Below are 17,246 nucleotides of genomic sequence, written 5' to 3' on the forward strand. Positions count from 1 at the left end.
CTCCTACTCCTACTCCTACTCCTACTCCTACTCCTACTCCTACTCCTACTCCTACTCCTACTCCTACTCCTACTCCTACTCCTACTCCTTTATTTCTCTCCCTTCCTCCGCTTCAACACCGGGTCCCCCTGCAACGGCAGCTTCACTGCCTTGCCGGTTTCCGCCGATTTGTAGATCGCCAGGATAATCTCCACCGCTTTGCGTCCTTCGCGCCCGTCCACGGCCAAGGGACGATCTTTCTTAAGGGCGTCGACGAAATCCTGAAACTGCCGCGTATGGCCGTGATGGCCGATGGCCTTGGGATCGGCCGCGCCGCCACCGGTGCTTTTCGAGCGTTGCATGGCCGCCTGAATGGCTTCGTCACGCTTCTGCTTCTTGGCGAAGTCCCAGCGGACGATATCTTCCTCTTCCATCGCAGCGGAACCCGCGTTGCCGTGGATTTCCAGGCGTTTGAGATAGCCGGGATAGACCGATGTCGTGGCCTCGATCACGCCCAACGCGCCGTTGGTAAAGCGCAAGGCCGCCACGGCGGTGTCTTCGACGGCAATCCGATCGTGTGCCAAGAGCGCGGTCTGCGCCTGGACCTCGGCCACGGGACCCATCAGCCATTGCAGTAGATCGATGTTATGGATGGCCTGATTCATCAACGCGCCGCCGCCGTCGAGCTCCCAGGTGCCGCGCCAGGCGCCGCTGTCGTAGTAGGCCTGCGAGCGATACCACTTCACATAGGCATCGCCCAACGTCAGGCGACCAAAACGTTCGGCGTCGACCGCCGCTTTGAGCGTGCGGCTGCTGTCGTGAAAACGCGAGGGGAAGATGGTCGCCAGCCGTACGCCCTGTCGATCGCAGGCGTCGATGATGCGATCGCAGCGCCGCAGCGTGATCTCCAGCGGCTTTTCCACGATCACATGCTTGCCTGCTTTGGCGGCCTGAACGGCCGGCTCCAAGTGCGCGCCGCTGGGGGTGCAAATTGTGACAACGTCGAGTTGCGGATTCGCCAGCATCGCGTCGAGCGACGCGAATGCTTCGCAACCCTGCTCCGCGGCGAAGGCTTTGGCCGCCTCGGGGCGACGCCCATAGCAGCCCACTAGTTTCGCGCCACGCACGTCGGCAATCGCCCGGGCGTGAAACTTGGCGATCATCCCGACGCCGACGATTCCAAATCCAAAACTCATCCGACTGCTCCCCACGTGTTGACGAACGTCATGGCGAGCGAGGATTATAACGGGAGCTGACGTGGCGTTGCGCTCCGGACCCAGGGAAGGCCTCCTGAGATCGAGGGAGATGGAGAGGTTTTTGAGGGCCTTCCCTGGGCTTAGACGTAGCGCTCGATGTGACCCGACGACGACGGTTCGCTTCTAATTCATAGCTTCTCGTTTCCCGACTCCTGGTTGCTGCCCATGCTCGACATCCTCGTGATTGCCCCGCATCCGGACGACGCTGAGCTTGGTTGCGGCGGCGCGATTTTGCGCTGGAAGGCCGAAGGAAAACGGGTCGGCGTGCTGGATCTCACGAGCGGCGAGCCCACGCCGCATGGCAGTCTGGAGATCCGCGCTCGGGAAACTGCCGCGGCGACCGAAATCCTGGGATTGGACTGGCGCGGCAACCTCGGATTGCCCAACCGGAGTCTGGAACACACGCTGGAGGCCAGAGCCAAACTGGCCGGTCTGATCCGGCAACAGCGGCCGAAGTGGTTGCTGGCGCCCTATTGGGTCGACGCGCATCCGGATCACCTCGCGGCGACGGAGCTCATCGAGGCCGCACGGTTCTGGTCGAAGCTGACGAAGTCCGATTTGCCCGGCGAGCCATGCCACCCGGAGCGGGTCATTCACTACTCCTGCGTACATCTCAAAGTGCTGCTGAAGCCTGATTTCGTGTTGGATATCAGCCCTTTTTGGGACGCCAAACGCCGCGCCATCGAGTGTTTTCATAGCCAGTTCATCGAGGGGCGTCCGAGCGAACCGCCGACGTTTGTCGACCGCTTGCGAGATCAGGCGGCATACTGGGGCTGGTCGATTGGCAAGCAATACGGAGAGCCGTTCATGTGCCGCGAGCCGATCGGGCTGACGAGCATGCGGGACCTCGTCTAACGGCTAAGGCGCCTCGGCCGGGCTTGGGTCGCGGTTGTCCGGTTTTGCCTGGGAATGATATGTTGACCGGATTCCCGCGGTTGCGGAGTGCGGGATTCTCCTCCTGGGCGGCACAGCGATATGAATAATTGGCGTGGAACGCTTCGTTTGGCCGCGGCTTGGTGCGCGGTGCAATGGATGCTGGGTGCGGGCCAAAGTGCTGCCCAAACGGGCGAGGCCCAATGGATTTGGGGCTCGCCGAATCCTTCGCAGGTCAAGGTTTGCTATTTCCGTCAGGAGTTTACGCTGCCCAAGCCGGAAGCGGGCACGATCGAAATCACCGCCGACGGGAGTTACGAGCTGTATCTTAACGGCGTGCGTGTCGGTGACGGGAGCGGCTGGGAAACGCTGGAGCGCTTCGACCTGCTGTCGCGGCTGGTGAAGGGGCGCAACGTGCTGGCGATCAAGGCCAGCAACGACGACGGCGGTCCGGCGGGGCTGGTAGCGCGCGTGACCGTCCGCAACGAAGGGAACACGGACGTTTCCCATTCGACCGACCCCAGCTGGCGTGTGAGCACGAAAGAGACCGCCGGTTGGGAGCGTTCGCGCTTCGACGATCGGGCCTGGCAACCCGCAGTGAGTTTGGGCGAACTTGGCGGCGCGCAGCCGTGGGGTGACAAATTGCGCACCCAGGATGGCAAGGCGAGCGGGCGCTTCACTTTGTCGCCAGAGTTTCGCGTGGAGCGCGTCGCGCCGCCGGCGGAAACGGGCTCGCTGATCGCGATGACATTCAATGAATACGGAGAAATCCTGGCGTCGCGCGAGCGCGGGCCGATCTTGTTGATTCGCGACGCAAACAACGACGGCGCATTCGACATCGCCGAAGTATTCAGCGACCAGGTGAACGATTGCCAGGGCCTGTTGGCGCTGAATGGGAAGCTGTATGCCGTCGGTGATGGACCGAATGGGATTGGCTTCTATTTGTTGCAAGACACGAACGGCGATCGCAAAGCAGATCAACTCAAACTGCTGTTTCGCTTTCAGAAGCCGCGCAGCGAGCATGGTCCGCACGCACCCGTGCTGGGGCCGGACGGCCGCATCTACTTGATGGTTGGTAACCTGAATGCGGCCGAGGTGCGTTACAAGGCGACGAGTCCCTACCGATACTTCTACGAAGGAGACCTCGCGCCGAAGCGTTTCGACGTCGCGACGGGCAATTCCGCCGGCATCACGGCGCCAGGCGGCGTGATCTTGCGAACCGACACGGAAGGTCAGAACGTCGAGGTTTATTGCGGCGGGTTTCGCAACGCCTACGACATGGCGTTCAATCAATCGGGCGACCTGTTCACGGTCGATTCCGACACGGAGCTGGACATCGGCCTGCCCTGGTATCGGCCCACGCGAATGTGTCTCTGCGTGTCCGCGGCGGAGTTCGGTTGGCGGGCAGGTTGGGGCAACTGGCCGGCTTACTTTTTTGATTCACTGCCGTCCGTGATCGACCTTGGGCGCGGCTCGCCGTCGGGCGTGGAGGTTTACGATCACGTCCGTTTTCCACTTCGTTACCATGGCGCGGTGTTTGCTTGTGATTGGTCGCGTGGAAGGATTCTGGCTCTGCATGTGGAACGCGATGGGGCGCATTATCGAGCCGAGGAAGAGACGTTTCTCGAGGGCCGCCCGTTGAATGTCACCGACATCGCCGTCGGTCCGGACGGCTGGCTGTATTTTTCGACCGGCGGGCGCGGCACCGAAGGAGGCGTCTATCGCGTCGTCGCATTGCGGCCGTCGCTCGTACCGTTGGTGGAGCCGGGCATCATGCAAGCGATCCGGCAGCCGCAACTGCAGAGCGCCTGGGCCAGAAACGCCATTGCCGGGCTCAAGGAGCGGATGGGCGCGCAGTGGGATTCTCAACTCGCGGCGGTCGTCGCCAGCGCGACGCATTCTCCCGTGGATCGCGCGCGCGCGCTGGATTTGATGCACCTGGTCGGTCCTGCGCACACAACGGCCGGACTGTTGAAGTTGTCCGCGGATGGAGTTCCTGAAGTGCGGGAAAAGTCCGCGATGTTCCTCGGCATCTACGGCGATGCGGCGGGAGATGCGCGCTTGACTGAAATGCTGCGCGACTCCGAGGCCATGGTGCGCCGCAAGGCCTGCGAAGCGTTGATGGAACGCAATGTGGCGGTCGATGCGGCGAAGGTGATTCCGCTCTTGGCGGACGCGGATCGTTACGTACGGTGGGCGGCTGGAAGACTCATGGAACGGCAACCGCCGCAAACGTGGCAAGCAGCGGCGCTCGAAGCGAAGCAGCCACGGGCCTTTCTGGAAGGCGCGCTCGCCGTCCTTCGCACCAGTCGCAGCGCGTCTTCGATGACGCTCGTCTTGCTGGGCGCCGCTGATTGGATGAAAAAAGACCTGAGCGAGGTGGATCGCCTCGATCTCCTGCGGCTCGTGGAGGTGGCGCTGCATCGCAGCGGATTGCGCCGGGATCAAGCGCCGGAGATCGCGGCGCTGTTGAACGGAGGGTATCCGGCCAAAGATCCGATCGCCAATCGCGAGTTGATCCGGCTGTTGGGCTACTTGCAGGAGCCGACGTTGGCGCCGCGGGCGTTGCAACAGATTCAATCTTCAGCGCCGCTGGAAGACCGGCTGCAAACGGCGCTGTTTGCCGTGTTCGTGGCGGATAAGTGGCAACCGGCCGAGCGGCAGGCGCTGCTGGAGTTCTTGGAGTTCGCGCGCTTTCAGTCCGGCGGGCAGGATTTGGAGAGTTATATCGACACCGTCACGCGCGAGTTCGTAACGCGACTGGCGCCGGCGGCGCGGTTGGAGATTCTTGAATATGCGGACAAGGCCCCTAGTGCCGCGACGGATGCATTGCGGACACTGGGCGTGCCGGACAGGTCGATGGTCGAGAAGCTGATGCAATTGGACGGCAAGCTCGCGCCGCGCACCCGCGAAATCGCCGTAATGCGCTTCCGCACCGGCATCGCGGCGCTGTTGTCGGCCAGCAAGCAGCCGGAAGCTTTGAAGTATCTGCGCGAATTGTTCGAACGCGAACCGGATCGAAGGCAAATTCTGGCGATGGGCCTCGCGGTGGAGCCGGAGGGGGAGAACTGGCCGCTGCTGGTCCGCGGGATGGCGGTTGCGGAAGGCGAACCGGCGCGCTTCATTCTGGGGCAGCTCGCGCAAGTGCCCCGCAAGCCCGAGGCGCCGGAACCGATTCGGCAGGCGATCCTTTGCGGGCTGCGGCTGGGCGATCAAGGCGGCAAGTTGGCCGTGGCGCTCCTGGCGCATTGGACCGGCGCGAATGCGAGCGCAGCCGACGAACCGTGGAACACGGCGCTTGCCAAGTGGCAGGATTGGTTTCGCCAGAAGTATCCGAACGAATTGGATCCTGCACCTCCGGTCGTCGGCGACGGCTCGAGTTGGACCCACGAAGATCTCATCGGGCTGCTAATTGGCGCGGATGTGAAACCCGGCGACGCCGAGCGCGGGGCCGTGGTATTCGAGAAGGCGACGTGCATCAAATGCCACCGTTACGGCGCCCGCGGCGAAAGCCTTGGGCCGGACCTCACGACGATCAGCCAACGGTTCCACAAGAAGGAAATTGTTGAATCGGTGCTGTTCCCCTCGCAGGTGATCTCCGACCAGTACGCGGCGAAAACCGTGCAGACCAAGGACGGCCTGACTTACACCGGCATCGTCGCCGAGCAAGGCGGCACGACCATCGTGGTGCTGGACAACCAAGCCAAGAAAAACGTGATCGCCAAGGAAGACATCGCCGAAATGGCTCCGGCCAAGCAATCCGCGATGCCGGACGGGTTGTTCAACACGCTGACCCGGGAGGAGATTGTCGACCTGTTCGCGTACATGGCGAGCCCGCCGCAGTAGCGAGCGCTGATGTGGGTCGTCGAAATGGCCGATGCTGGGTATATTGACGCGGTTGACGCTTGTTCACATCGGATGATCGGCCATGGCGCGGGAGACAATCCTTGGAGGGAGTGCGGCCGCCAGCAGCACGGCCGTTGTCGCCGTGGACGAATTCGATCGTTCGCTGCGCCCCACGCGGATGCGCGACATGGTCGGGCAGCGCGAGGTTTACGCGCGGCTGGAGATCGCGCTGGATGCCGCGCAGAAGCGGAGTGAGCCGCTCGGCCATATTCTCTTCGACGGGCCGCCCGGGCTGGGCAAAACGACCTTTGCCTCGGTGTTGCCGACGGAGATGGGGGTGCCGCTGCAAATGGCGAGCGGCGCCGCCTTGGCCGCTCCCAAAGACTTGCTGCCTTATCTGACGAACCTGGAGGAAGGCTCCGTCCTATTCATCGACGAGATTCACCGGCTGCCGAAGGCGGTCGAGGAATTCATGTATCCGGCGATGGAAGATTTTCGGATCGATATCGTGCTGGGCGAGGGGATGAACGCCCGGACGATCAATATGCCGCTCAAGCGGTTCACTTTGATCGGCGCCACGACGCGGAGTGGCATGCTCTCCGCGCCATTGCGGGACCGGTTTGTGATTCGGGAACATCTCGACTTTTACACCGTCGACGAATTGGCCGAAATCATTCGCCGCAACGCCGTGCGACTGCAATCGGAAATCGCGCCGGAAGCGACGCGCGAGATCGCCGAACGGAGCCGGGGTACGCCCCGAGTCGCCAACAATCGTCTCCGCTGGGTCCGCGACTATGCCACGAGCAAGGCCGACGGCAAGGTGAATCTCCACCTCGCTCAGGCGGCCCTCGATATGGGCGGCGTTGATCCGCGGGGCCTCGATCGGCAGGACCGTCGCTATTTGGAGACGATCATCCGCGTCTTTCATGGCGGTCCGGCCGGCATGGAAGCGATCGCTCACACGATGAACGTGGCGCCGGATACGCTGGTCGACGAAGTGGAGCCGTACTTGCTGCGTTCGGAGTTGGTGATCCGCACTCCGCGCGGACGGCGCGTCACGCCGGCGGCGTACGAGCATTTGGGGCTAACGGTTCCTGACGCGGACGGCCAGAGTCGGCTATTCTGATCACTGTATGAGGTCATCGTTTTCGGGTGCCACTGGCGGCTTGTCCGCCAGTGAATCATCGCAGCTAGCACTGGCGGACCAGCCGCCAGTGGCACCCCATAGTTCGATTTCAAACGGCTCCGGGTTGTTTGCTTGGCAGCATGCACCGTCCCCAAACCGGCCTTGCCGCGTTTTCCACCCCTTTGTATTCTCCGCCCGCGATGTGTAGGTGGCCGTGGAACCCTTGGCGCGTGAACCCGCTCGATTACCGGCGCGTTGGCGCGTGACGTTGATGCTACTGGCCCTGGCGATGCTGATTCCCTTAGTGGTGGCGAGCCGGTTGACGCCGAACGCCGCCGGGTTGGGGACGCATCAACAGTTGGGACTGCCGCCTTGCACCATCGTGTGGTACTTCGGCATGCGCTGTCCGTCGTGCGGCATGACGACGTCGTGGAGCCTGGCCACGCAAGGCAGGTTCATCGCGGCGTGTCAGGCAAACGCGGGCGGATTGCTGCTGGCGATCACGGCGGCGGTGGCCGGTCCCTGGGCCTTGGTCTCGGGACTACGCGGCCGCTGGCTGTGGGGAGCGCCGGGTGATCGGCTGCTGGCCACAGTATCGGTGATCATCGTGGGCGTCACGCTGATCGACTGGTATGCGAGAGTTTGGCGGTAACGAAGGCGGAAGTATGCATGACGCAGTTTGAACAGGGATGTTCATTGCGCGTCATGCTTCGCTGATACTTTTTTCGTGGGGCCGATCGATGGAACGACGGACTACTTCGCGCGCGGCATGGAGCTGGGCGCTGCTCGTGGCGATGCTGTTGCCGACCTTTGCCGCCGCTGGCTGCGCGAACTGGATCGCGGGCGCCATGTGGCTGATGAAAGGGACCAACCGCATGGCCGAGTGTACCGCGCTCAAAGGGCAACGCGTGGTCGTGGTCTGCCGCCCGCCGGCCGAGATGGAATTCAGCGACGGCGCCGTCGGCAGCAAGGAATTGGCAATCGCGATCGGCGAATTGCTCGACACCAACGTCAAGAAAATTGAAGTCGTGGACTACCGCGACGTCGATGAATGGACCGACGAGCACACTTGGCAGGAATACACCGAGGTCGGCGAGGCCCTCGAGGCCGACATGATCGTCGGCGTCGATCTGGAGACCTTCCACATCTACGCTGGCCAGACGCTTTATCAGGGCACGGCCGCCATCTCGATCACGGTCTACGACATGAACGAACGCGGCAAGGCGATTTACGAGAAGATGCTGCAGGTGAAGTATCCGCCGAACGCCCCCATCGCCCGCGACAGCAAGCCGCCGCAACAATTCCGCCGCGAATTCGTCGGCGTCCTGGCGCGCCAAGTCGGCAAGCTGTTCTACGATTACGATAACTTCGAAGACTACGCGATTGACAGCAAGGCGCTGTAGCCGAGACGCTACGGGCCGGTGACTCTGGCGAGCACCGTCGACCGGACAATTCCGCTTCGCGCGGTGCTATTTTTCCACGCCGCGGAGCTCCGCGCCAAGCTGCTTGGCACAGGCGGCGACGATTTGCTCACAGACTTGATCGGCCGCCTGGCTGGTGAGCGTGGCGTCGGGGTCTCGCAGAGTGATGGTGAGCAGCAAGCTCTTCTTGTCGGCGCCGAGGCGTTCGGCGTGTCGGTACGTATCGCGGTAGGCGATTGTTTCCAACAACGGTCCCGCCGCAGCACTGGCCGTGGCCGCCACGTCCGACCATTGGGTCGATTCGTCGACGACGAGATTCAAGTCGCGCTCGATCGCCGGATGTTGCGGCTGCTTGACATAAGTGGGGATCAAGTTCGCCAGCTTCGTCAGCAGCGAGAGTTGCAATTCCGCAGCCGTCGCGCCGCCCCGCAGGTCGAACTTCTTCTGCCCCGCGGAGCTGACTTCGCCGACGTAACCAAGCGTTTCGCCCGCGATCGAGAGCCGCGCGTAGCGCCCCTTGGCGAACAACTCGTGCTCGGCCGGCGCAACTTCGACCGTTAACGTGGGATGCAACTCGCGAACGAGCGCCTCGATGACGCCTTTTAGCTCGTGATAGCCGCCGCCGGAGGTAATGCCGATCAGTCGTTCCTCGCTCGGCAGTTGACCGGGGCGCGGCAAATAGACTTTGGCGATCTCGAACAACTCAATCACCGGATTCGAGAGGCTCTCGTTGGTGCGCCGCGCGACGAGCAAGCTAGGAATCAGGCTGCGCCGCAATTGATTCGCGCCGCGCAGGATCGGCATTTGCGAAATGAGCGGCGCGGCGTCGGTCCAAGGGCTATACGCGGCGGAGATGCCGGGTTCGACGGCGCTCAGCGTGTAAGCCTCATCAAAGCCGGCCGCAGTGAGCACGTGGCGCACGCGCGACAGCACGCGGTCCTCGTCGCTCCGCGCCGACCGGGCCATCGGCACGCTGACGTCTTCGGGAATCTTGTCGTAGCCATGAATCCGCGCGACTTCTTCGACGAGATCGATCTCGCGCGTCAGATCGCGCCGCCACGACGGTGGGACGACGGCAATCTTGGAGGCGTCCGCACTTTGCGCAGCGCAACCGAGCGAGCTCAAGATGGCTCGTACCTGTTCAGCCGGAACGTCGATTCCCAAAATGCGCGGCAATTGGTTGAGTCGCAACACGACCGGCTCGCGCGGTGGCCGTGCAGGTCCGACATCGATGACGCCCGCGGCTAGTTCTCCACCGGCCAGGTCGAGGATCAACTCGCACGCCCGGCGGCTAGCCCAGTCGATGCCCTCCGGATCGACGCCGCGCTCGAATCGGTATGACGAATCGCTGCGCAGATTGAGCGCTCGGGCGGTATTGCGAATGGAACCGGGCAAGAACTCGGCGGCCTCGATCAGCAGGTCGGTGGTCGATGCGGAGACTTCGGAATCCGCGCCGCCCATCACGCCGCCCAATGCCACGGCAGTCTCGGCGTCGGCGATGACGCACATTTCGCCGGTGAGATCGTACGCCTGGTGATTGATCGCTTGAAACTTCTCACCGGCTTTCGCGCGGCGGACGATAATCTGCCGGCCTCTGAGCCGCGACAGATCGAAGGCATGCAGCGGCTGCCCGCATTCGAACAGGACGTAATTCGTGATATCGACGACGTTGTTGATCGCCGCCACGCCGAGCGTCGCCAGGCGTTTGACGAGCCAGGCGGGACTCGGACCAATCTTGACGCCGCGTACGACCCGCGCGGTGTAGCGCGGGCAGAGATCGGGGCAATCGATCCGGACTTGCGCTAATTCCGCGACGGGCGTGCGTCCCTCGCGCGGTTTGGACTCCTTGATTCTCCAAGGCAGCCCGAAGATCACGCCGACTTCCCGGGCGATCCCGACATGCCCCAAACAATCGGGCCGATTGCTCGTCACTTCCAAGTCGATCGCCACGTCGTCGCCGACCTTAGTCGTCGACTCGTGATTCAAGCCCGCCATCATCAACCGGCGCGCCAATTCCTCGGCCGGCATCTCCAGCGCAACGTAATCAGCGAGCCAGTTCCAGGAGATCAGCATGGGGCGGGGTTAGTTTGAAGTTTTCAGTTTTCAGTTTTCAGTTTTCAGTATTGGAAAGCAAACCATCCTCACCTACTCCACCTACTAACTACTCCACCTACTTCGTTCCGTCAGAACTGCCGCAGGAAGCGGACGTCGTTTTTGTAGAACTCGCGGATGTCGGTGACTTGATGGCGTCGGGCGCAGACGCGTTCTACGCCGAGCCCGAAGGCGAAGCCGGTGTATTCTTCGGGATCGTAGCCAACCGCCTGCAGTACGTGCGGGTCGACCATGCCGGCGCCACCCATTTCGATCCAACGATCGTGCCAGCTCATGTCGACTTCCACGCTCGGCTCGGTGAACGGGAAGAATGACGGGCGGAAACGGATATGCACGTCGCCGCCGAAGTAAGCCGCTGCGAACAATCGGAGCGTGCTCTTGAGATCGGCCATCGTCACTTTGCGATCGACCAGCAGCCCTTCGATCTGATGGAACATCGGGTAGTGCGTGTCATCGGCCGTGTCGGGCCGATAGACGCGCCCCAGCGAGATGATCCGTACCGGCGGCTGCGTGGCCTCCATGACACGAATCTGCACCGTGCTCGTCTGGCTGCGCAACAACAACGGCCCGCCGGCGCCGCGCTCGGCCGTGGCGAGATAGAAGTTCTCCAGCGGATCGCGCGCGGGGTGCGAGGCCGGAATGTTCAACGCTTCGAAGTTATGCCGCTCGTCCTCGATCTCCGGCCCGTCGGCGACGTTGAACCCGAGCCGGCCAAGGATTTCTTTCAATTCCTCGATCGTCTGCGTGAGCGGATGCAGGCGACCGAGACGCAACGGACGGCCCGGCAGCGTCAGGTCGATTGGCGCCAGGCCCGGCTCTGTGCTCCCCTGCGCAGAGTTGCGCTCTTGAGCGCTCGTGAAGGCCGCTTCGATGGCCTGCTTAGCGTCGTTGAAATGTTTGCCGGCCGCTGGCTTGTCGGCTTTATCGACCGCGCCGAGTCCCTTTTGGGCGTCCTTGATGCGACCGCTCTTTGCGCCGAGGAACTCGATTCGCGCGGCTTCGAGCGTCACAGCGCCGTCGGCCTCGGAAAAAGCACGCGAGGCGTCCGCGACAAGCGTTTCAAGTTCGGCGAGGAAGTTGGCCAGGGCCACGGCGAACACCAGTGCCAGATGGGGTAGTCCATCAACACTAGCCCGTTGCGCAAGCGAGGGAGAGTTGACGACGCTTACCGGAAGTGATCGAACTCTCGGTTGCTCCGACGCGGCGCAACGGAGAGTTTCATCTCCAGCGGCAAGCAACGTCCGCTCTCCCTCGCTTGCGCAACGGGCTAGTGTTGGGATGTTCCAACGACGGACTTAGGCCGCGTTTTGCAGCAGCGCGCCTTTGACCATTTCGACGACCTTGTCGAACGCCGGGGCGTCGTGGATGGCCATTTCGGACAAGGACTTACGATCCAGACCGATGTTGGCGCGGTGCAGTCCGGCGATGAACTCGCTGTAGCGGAGACCGCGCATCTTCACGGCCGCGTTGATGCGGACGATCCAGAGCCGGCGGAACTCGCGCTTGCGGTTGCGGCGATCGCGATAGGCGTACGCGCCAGCCCGGAGCAAGGTTTCCTTCGCGGTACGCAGCAGCTTCCGACGGCCGCCGACGAATCCCTTCACCTTCTTGAACAGCCGCTTCTTGGCTTGGTTGCGAGCGGCGCCCTTTTTGGTACGCATGGTCTTTCCTTAACGTCTTCCTGCGCCCCCTTAGGGGCGAATGTCGAATTTCTAAATCGGAATGACGAATCAAATCTGAAATCTGAATTTCGAAGGCCGGAGCGTTCGTCATTCGGATTTCGAACTTCGTCATTCCCTTAGTAGCTGTTTCCCTTGAGCATTTCCAGCACGCGGTCGGCGTCCATTTTGTCGAGGACGGAGGTGCCGCGGAGGTTGCGCTTGCGCTTGGCGCTCATCGCCGTCGCCAAGTGGCTCGTGCCGCATTGACGATGCTTGATCTTGCCGGTGCCGGTTGCCCGGAACCGCTTCTTGGCGCCCTTATGTGTTTTCTGTTTTGGCATTGTCGCTGCGTCCGTGGCAAGCCAGTTGGGTTTTGAAGAATCCATGATTATAGGGCCGCTCGCCGCCAGCGGAAGGGGGAAAGGCGGTTCTCGAACCAAGGAAAAATGGTCGATCGCGCCAAGCCCAGGGAAGGCCCTCGAAGTCCTATCTATCTGCGATAGACTGGGGTGGCCTTCCCTGGGCTTAACGAGCGAAATCGCGTAATTGTGCTAGTGCGGCCTCCTACTCGTCGGTCACGCACCCTTCGCTCGCGCTCTTTACGAACCGGATGTACTTGGCCAGTACGCCCCGGGTTGCTTTGAGGGGCGGGGCCTTCCAGGCCTTGCGCCGGTCGTTCATTTCTTGCTCGCTGATCGCGACTTCAATCGCGTTTCGCGAGGCGTCCAGCGTGATCTTATCGCCGTTCCGAACCAGGGCGATTGGTCCCCCTTCCTGGGCTTCCGGCGTGACGTGGCCGACGATAAAGCCGTGCGAACCGCCGGAAAAGCGGCCGTCCGTCATTAGCGCCACGTCTTTACCGAGGCCGGCCCCCATGATTGCCGAAGTGGGGGTCAACATTTCCGGCATGCCGGGGCCCCCCTTCGGCCCTTCGTAGCGGATGATCACCACGTCCCCTTTGACGATTTCCTTACGTTCCAGGGCGTGAAGCATGTCTTCTTCGGAGTCGTAAACCTTCGCCGTCCCGGAGAACGCCAGCCCTTCCTTGCCGGTGATTTTGGCCACGGCGCCTTCCGGGGCCAGGTTGCCGCGGAGAATCTGGATGTGTCCGGTCGACTTGATCGGTTTTTCCAGCGTGTGAATTACCTCTTGCCCAGATTTCAGGCCCGGCAGTTCTGCCAGGTTTTCCGCCACGGTGCGGCCGGTCACCGTCAGGCAACTGCCGTCGAGCAGGCCTTTTTCGAGCAGGTACTTCATCACCGCCGGGGTGCCACCGACGTTGTGCAGGTCTTCCTGGACAAAGCGTCCACTGGGCTTCAAATCGGCAATAAACGGCACCTTGTCGCTGACTTTCTGGAAATCGTCGATGGAAAGCGGTACGTTGACCGCCTTGGCCATGGCGATCAGGTGCAGCACGGCGTTGGTCGAACCGCCGAGCGCCATCACGATCACCATGGAGTTTTTGAACGCCGCCCGGGTCATGATGTCGCGCGGCTTGATATCGCGCTCCAGGAGCAGCCGCATCGCCTTGCCGGCGCGGACGCATTCGTCCGCCTTGGCCGGGTCCACGGCCGGAATCGACGAGCTGTACGGCAGCGTCATGCCCATCGCTTCGATCGCGGAGGCCATCGTGTTGGCCGTATACATGCCGCCGCAGGCGCCGGCGCCGGGGCAGCTCTTGGCGACGATTTCTTTCCTAACCTTGTCGTCGATCTGATTCGAGAGGAACTGCCCGTAACACTGAAACGCCGAGACGATATCGAGGGCCTCGGCACCCAGGTGACCCGGCTTGATCGTGCCGCCGTAGACCATCAGGCCGGGGCGATTCAGCCGCCCCAAGGCCATCAAGCAGCCGGGCATGTTCTTGTCGCAGCCGGGCAGCACGACGCAGCCGTCGTACCACTGAGCCGAGCAGACCGTTTCGATGGAATCGGCGATCAAGTCGCGCGAGGGGAGCGAATAGCTCATCCCATCGGTGCCCATCGAGATGCCGTCCGAGACGCCGATGGTGTTGAACCGCATCCCGACGAGATCGGCCGCCACGACCCCCTCTTTGACCTTCATCGCCAGGTCGTTGAGGTGCATGTTGCAGGTGTTGCCCTCGTACCAGACGCTGGCGATGCCGATCTGGGCCTTCTGCATGTCGGCTTCGGTCAGGCCGGTGCCGTACAGCATGGCCTGGGAGGCGCCCTGGCTCTTCGGCTGGGTGATGCGGGCGCTGTACTTATTGAGGGACATGACAACTCCGAGTGCGGCGGGTGGCGGGCGAGGAAGCGACTATCTTAGCGCGAGGCGGGACAGCATTCCAGCGGTAGGCATGGCAGCGCGATTTCGTCGCAGCAGCCGCCCCGTAGGTCAGTCGCCGCCGCCAAAGGAAACTGCTTCGATCAAGCGAGCGCACAATCGAAGTCCGGAGCGACTGCGTAAGGCGTGCCTGACGGAATACGCAGCGCTTTCCTGTCAGGCACAATTCCGGAATACTCTTGGATGTTGACAATGCCTTGGTGTTGGCCGTGTCATTCGCCTTCGACTGCGGTGGCTGACCTACGGGAGAGCCTTCCTTGCCAGGTATCCCGGCGCGCGAATTCCGCGTCGAGCGCCGTTCTCAACCCCGGCTTATCCAGGCACCACGCTGGCCCGATGAGGTAATCGGGCGGGGCGTCGCCGCTGACGCGTTCGACGATGCATTCCGGCGGGATCCGTTCCAGAAAGTCGACCACCGTGCGGACGTAGTCGTCGCGCTCCATGAGTTGGACCTCGCCGCGGGCGACCTGGTCGGCGAGCGGCGTGTTGCGGACGGCGTAGAGGTTGTGGATTTTCACCGAGTCGAGTCGTAACCGAGCAATTTCCCGGGCTGTGGCCAGCATATCGGCGTGAGATTCGCCCGGCAGGCCGAGCATGACGTGGGCGCAGATCTCAAAGCTGCGGCCGCGGCTGCGTTCGATGGCATCGACGCTGGCCGCGTGGTCATGGGCGCGGTTCATCCAGACCAGCGACCGGTCATGCATCGTTTGCAGGCCGTACTCGACCGACAGATACGTCCGCCCGGCGACTTCCGCGAGCAGGTTCAGCACGTCCTCCGGGACACAGTCCGGCCGGGTGCCGACGGCGATGCCCACGACCTGCGGATGCGCCAGGGCCTGGTCGAACATCGTGCGAAGCTTTTCCAGCGGCCCGTACGTGTTAGTGGCCGGCTGGAAATAGGCCAGGAAGCGGTCCACCTTATAGCGAGTTTTGAGCCGGCGGATGCCGTCGTCGATCTGGCCGCCGATGTTCAGCCGCGGCACCCGGCGGCTGGGGCTGAAGCTGCGGTTGTCGCAGAACGTGCAGCCGCCCGTGGCCTTGGAGCCGTCCACATTTGGGCAGGTGAACCCGGCGTCGACGCTGACCTTTTGGATTCGCTCGCCAAAACGCTTCCGGAGGTAGAAGTTGTAGGCGAAATACCGGAGCCCGGCGGACCGCCATTCCGGGATCGCGGCGGGCAGGGTCGGCTGATTGATTGACACTAATCCATGCCCTGCCTAGACTTTAGTTGAATTCATCGCGCATTGTAGCCCGTCGTTATCCCTCCCCTCAAGAGTCCTCATAGGTTGCCGGAATGTACGGAGAGCTGGTCCCCATCGGCGGCGGCGACACCATTCCCTTGCTGAAATCAAAGCTATTGGTCGGACGGAGGGAGAGTTGCGACATCGTGTTGCGTTTTCCGAACGTGTCGGCCCATCACTGCGAGCTGTCGGTGAACGGCGGCTACTGGTACGTGAAGGATCTGCAGAGCCGGAACGGCGTGAAGATCAACGGCGTCCCGGTCACCGAGGAAAAGCGGATCGATCCGGGCGACAGCGTGGCCATCGCTAAGCACAAGTACGAACTGCACTACGTTCCCGCCGACATCGGCGCCGTCGGCCCCCCGCCGCTCGACGACGACGCGGCCCGGATCTTCGGCCAATCGCTCCTGGAACGCGCGGGGCTGAACAAGCCCGCTAATCCGGAGCGCGACCGCGTCCAGCGCTACGACGTCACGAACAACGAAGCCGGACAAATCAAAGACCCGAACCGACCAGTTTAGGAAAAGTCGAAATTAGATACGAGGAACGCAGCGCCTGGGCGCGAACAACTTCAATCGACGTGCCTAACACTGGAAAGGAGCCCTGTCATGGCAAGGATTCGATGCAACAAGATTGAAGCAGGACTGAGGTCGTCGGAGGTCGTCGCCCGGTTCAAGGACTACCGTGGCCGCGAGCATTTCATCCGCGTGGAGGAAGACTTCCTCACCAAGGAAGACGAAACGTATTTTTTGCCAATCGGCGTGGTGCAGGTTGATATTCCACATCAAGCTGCGCTCATTGAACTGCCGCATGAGGCGGAAACCGGTGCAAATCGCATTTGGGTCAAACAAGAGCAACTTGATGAACCCATCGAGGCGCTTGCATGATTCTTTCTGACCGGGAAATCCTGGCCGCGATTGCACGAAACGCACTCAGCATCACGCCAAAGCCTTCCGCAGAAGCTTGGTCGTCAACTGCGGTTGACTTGCGTCTCGCAAAGCAACTTGTGATCTGGAAGCGACCCGGCGGTCATGGAGTCGAGGCAGTCGTTTGTCCTTCGAGCCCAGACTATGATTTCGAAGTTGTGCGCAACACATACAGTGAGCGAATTGAAATCACAGCGGACGGATTCACCTTCAAGTCACAGAGTTTTTTGCTAGGTTGGACGCTCGAAAAGATTAGACTTCCACACCAATCACGATTGGCCGCACGCGTTGAAGGTAAGAGCAGCCTGGCTCGGCTTGGAGTTGGCGTGCATATCACGGCCCCACGATACATTCCGGTTTTGGATTCAAGCAGGGCGATCCTGAATATCCAGGCAGCCCATTGCAACTTGAAATGTGGAATGTAGGCCCGTTGGATGTAAAGCTCACGGTGGAAATGCCCATCTGTCAGCTGATATTCGAATTGGTAGATGGTACGCCAGA

General features: G+C 62.0%; 15 protein-coding genes. 8 read left to right on the top strand and 7 right to left on the bottom strand.

Going from position 1 to position 17,246, the window contains the following annotated elements:
* Positions 1 to 89: 89 nt before the first annotated feature.
* Positions 90 to 1,175, bottom strand: coding sequence for a Gfo/Idh/MocA family oxidoreductase (locus tag SGJ19_00295; protein MDZ4778673.1), 1,086 nt, complete (start codon positions 1,173 to 1,175; stop codon positions 90 to 92).
* Between the two features lie 225 nt (positions 1,176 to 1,400).
* Between SGJ19_00295 and bshB1 the strand changes: the two genes are divergently transcribed.
* The 5 genes from bshB1 (at position 1,401) to SGJ19_00320 (ending at position 8,483) form a co-directional block, all read left to right on the top strand.
* Positions 1,401 to 2,090 (top strand): bacillithiol biosynthesis deacetylase BshB1, encoded by a 690-nt coding sequence (gene bshB1, locus SGJ19_00300; protein MDZ4778674.1) that lies wholly within the window; start codon positions 1,401 to 1,403, stop codon positions 2,088 to 2,090.
* Positions 2,091 to 2,210: 120 nt separating this feature from the next.
* Positions 2,211 to 5,954, top strand: a complete 3,744-nt coding sequence (locus SGJ19_00305; protein ID MDZ4778675.1) for a c-type cytochrome — start codon at positions 2,211 to 2,213, stop codon at positions 5,952 to 5,954.
* 82 nt (positions 5,955 to 6,036) lie between these two features.
* Entirely contained in the window at positions 6,037 to 7,080 is a 1,044-nt protein-coding gene (ruvB, locus tag SGJ19_00310) for a Holliday junction branch migration DNA helicase RuvB (GenBank protein ID MDZ4778676.1), read from the top strand.
* A 271-nt stretch (positions 7,081 to 7,351) separates the two neighbouring features.
* Positions 7,352 to 7,732, top strand: coding sequence for a DUF2752 domain-containing protein (locus SGJ19_00315; GenBank protein ID MDZ4778677.1), 381 nt, complete (start codon positions 7,352 to 7,354; stop codon positions 7,730 to 7,732).
* An 88-nt stretch (positions 7,733 to 7,820) separates the two neighbouring features.
* Entirely contained in the window at positions 7,821 to 8,483 is a 663-nt protein-coding gene (locus tag SGJ19_00320; GenBank protein MDZ4778678.1) for a hypothetical protein, read from the top strand.
* A gap of 66 nt (positions 8,484 to 8,549) precedes the next feature.
* On the opposite strand, the gene pheT is transcribed toward SGJ19_00320, so the two are convergent.
* The 6 genes from pheT to SGJ19_00350 form a co-directional block, all read right to left on the bottom strand.
* A complete protein-coding gene (pheT, locus tag SGJ19_00325) occupies positions 8,550 to 10,574 on the bottom strand; it encodes a phenylalanine--tRNA ligase subunit beta (GenBank protein ID MDZ4778679.1) in 2,025 nt (674 codons plus the stop codon).
* A 110-nt stretch (positions 10,575 to 10,684) separates the two neighbouring features.
* The gene (gene pheS, locus SGJ19_00330; protein ID MDZ4778680.1) at positions 10,685 to 11,704 is read right to left on the bottom strand and encodes a phenylalanine--tRNA ligase subunit alpha; all 1,020 of its coding nucleotides are present in this window, start codon (positions 11,702 to 11,704) and stop codon (positions 10,685 to 10,687) included.
* A gap of 204 nt (positions 11,705 to 11,908) precedes the next feature.
* On the bottom strand, positions 11,909 to 12,274 hold the full coding sequence (gene rplT, locus SGJ19_00335; protein ID MDZ4778681.1) for a 50S ribosomal protein L20: 366 nt from the start codon (positions 12,272 to 12,274) through the stop codon (positions 11,909 to 11,911).
* Positions 12,275 to 12,411: 137 nt separating this feature from the next.
* Positions 12,412 to 12,615 carry a 50S ribosomal protein L35 gene (gene rpmI, locus SGJ19_00340; GenBank protein MDZ4778682.1) on the bottom strand — a complete coding sequence of 68 codons (204 nt, stop codon included), beginning with the start codon at positions 12,613 to 12,615 and terminating at the stop codon, positions 12,412 to 12,414.
* Positions 12,616 to 12,838: 223 nt separating this feature from the next.
* Complete coding sequence (gene ilvD / locus SGJ19_00345) at positions 12,839 to 14,512, bottom strand: dihydroxy-acid dehydratase (GenBank protein ID MDZ4778683.1); 1,674 nt, start codon at positions 14,510 to 14,512, stop codon at positions 12,839 to 12,841.
* Positions 14,513 to 14,790: 278 nt separating this feature from the next.
* Positions 14,791 to 15,780: a TIGR01212 family radical SAM protein gene (locus SGJ19_00350; GenBank protein ID MDZ4778684.1), complete on the bottom strand. Its 990-nt coding sequence runs from the start codon at positions 15,778 to 15,780 to the stop codon at positions 14,791 to 14,793.
* Between the two features lie 92 nt (positions 15,781 to 15,872).
* On the opposite strand from SGJ19_00350, the gene SGJ19_00355 reads away from it, so the two are divergent.
* From SGJ19_00355 to SGJ19_00365, 3 genes are all read left to right on the top strand, one after another.
* Entirely contained in the window at positions 15,873 to 16,340 is a 468-nt protein-coding gene (locus tag SGJ19_00355) for an FHA domain-containing protein (protein ID MDZ4778685.1), read from the top strand.
* Between the two features lie 87 nt (positions 16,341 to 16,427).
* Positions 16,428 to 16,706 carry a hypothetical protein gene (locus SGJ19_00360; GenBank protein MDZ4778686.1) on the top strand — a complete coding sequence of 93 codons (279 nt, stop codon included), beginning with the start codon at positions 16,428 to 16,430 and terminating at the stop codon, positions 16,704 to 16,706.
* Positions 16,703 to 17,170: a hypothetical protein gene (locus tag SGJ19_00365; protein MDZ4778687.1), complete on the top strand. Its 468-nt coding sequence runs from the start codon at positions 16,703 to 16,705 to the stop codon at positions 17,168 to 17,170. Before SGJ19_00360 ends, SGJ19_00365 begins: the two co-directional genes overlap by 4 nt.
* Positions 17,171 to 17,246: the final 76 nt, after the last annotated feature.

The organism is Planctomycetia bacterium (assembly GCA_034440135.1).
In the GTDB taxonomy this organism is placed as follows: Bacteria; Planctomycetota; Planctomycetia; order Pirellulales; family JALHLM01; genus JALHLM01.

Bases quoted from the DNA above. Each gene is read 5' to 3' on its own strand.
- rpmI (MDZ4778682.1), bottom strand. From the start codon at position 12,615: ATGCCAAAACAGAAAACACATAAGGGCGCCAAGAAGCGGTTCCGGGCA.
- bshB1 (MDZ4778674.1), top strand. From the start codon at position 1,401: ATGCTCGACATCCTCGTGATTGCCCCGCATCCGGACGACGCTGAGCTT.
- ilvD (MDZ4778683.1), bottom strand. From the start codon at position 14,512: ATGTCCCTCAATAAGTACAGCGCCCGCATCACCCAGCCGAAGAGCCAG.
- SGJ19_00320 (MDZ4778678.1), top strand. From the start codon at position 7,821: ATGGAACGACGGACTACTTCGCGCGCGGCATGGAGCTGGGCGCTGCTC.
- SGJ19_00315 (MDZ4778677.1), top strand. From the start codon at position 7,352: ATGCTACTGGCCCTGGCGATGCTGATTCCCTTAGTGGTGGCGAGCCGG.
- pheT (MDZ4778679.1), bottom strand. From the start codon at position 10,574: ATGCTGATCTCCTGGAACTGGCTCGCTGATTACGTTGCGCTGGAGATG.
- SGJ19_00365 (MDZ4778687.1), top strand. From the start codon at position 16,703: ATGATTCTTTCTGACCGGGAAATCCTGGCCGCGATTGCACGAAACGCA.
- ruvB (MDZ4778676.1), top strand. From the start codon at position 6,037: ATGGCGCGGGAGACAATCCTTGGAGGGAGTGCGGCCGCCAGCAGCACG.
- SGJ19_00305 (MDZ4778675.1), top strand. From the start codon at position 2,211: ATGAATAATTGGCGTGGAACGCTTCGTTTGGCCGCGGCTTGGTGCGCG.
- SGJ19_00355 (MDZ4778685.1), top strand. From the start codon at position 15,873: ATGTACGGAGAGCTGGTCCCCATCGGCGGCGGCGACACCATTCCCTTG.
- SGJ19_00295 (MDZ4778673.1), bottom strand. From the start codon at position 1,175: ATGAGTTTTGGATTTGGAATCGTCGGCGTCGGGATGATCGCCAAGTTT.
- SGJ19_00360 (MDZ4778686.1), top strand. From the start codon at position 16,428: ATGGCAAGGATTCGATGCAACAAGATTGAAGCAGGACTGAGGTCGTCG.
- rplT (MDZ4778681.1), bottom strand. From the start codon at position 12,274: ATGCGTACCAAAAAGGGCGCCGCTCGCAACCAAGCCAAGAAGCGGCTG.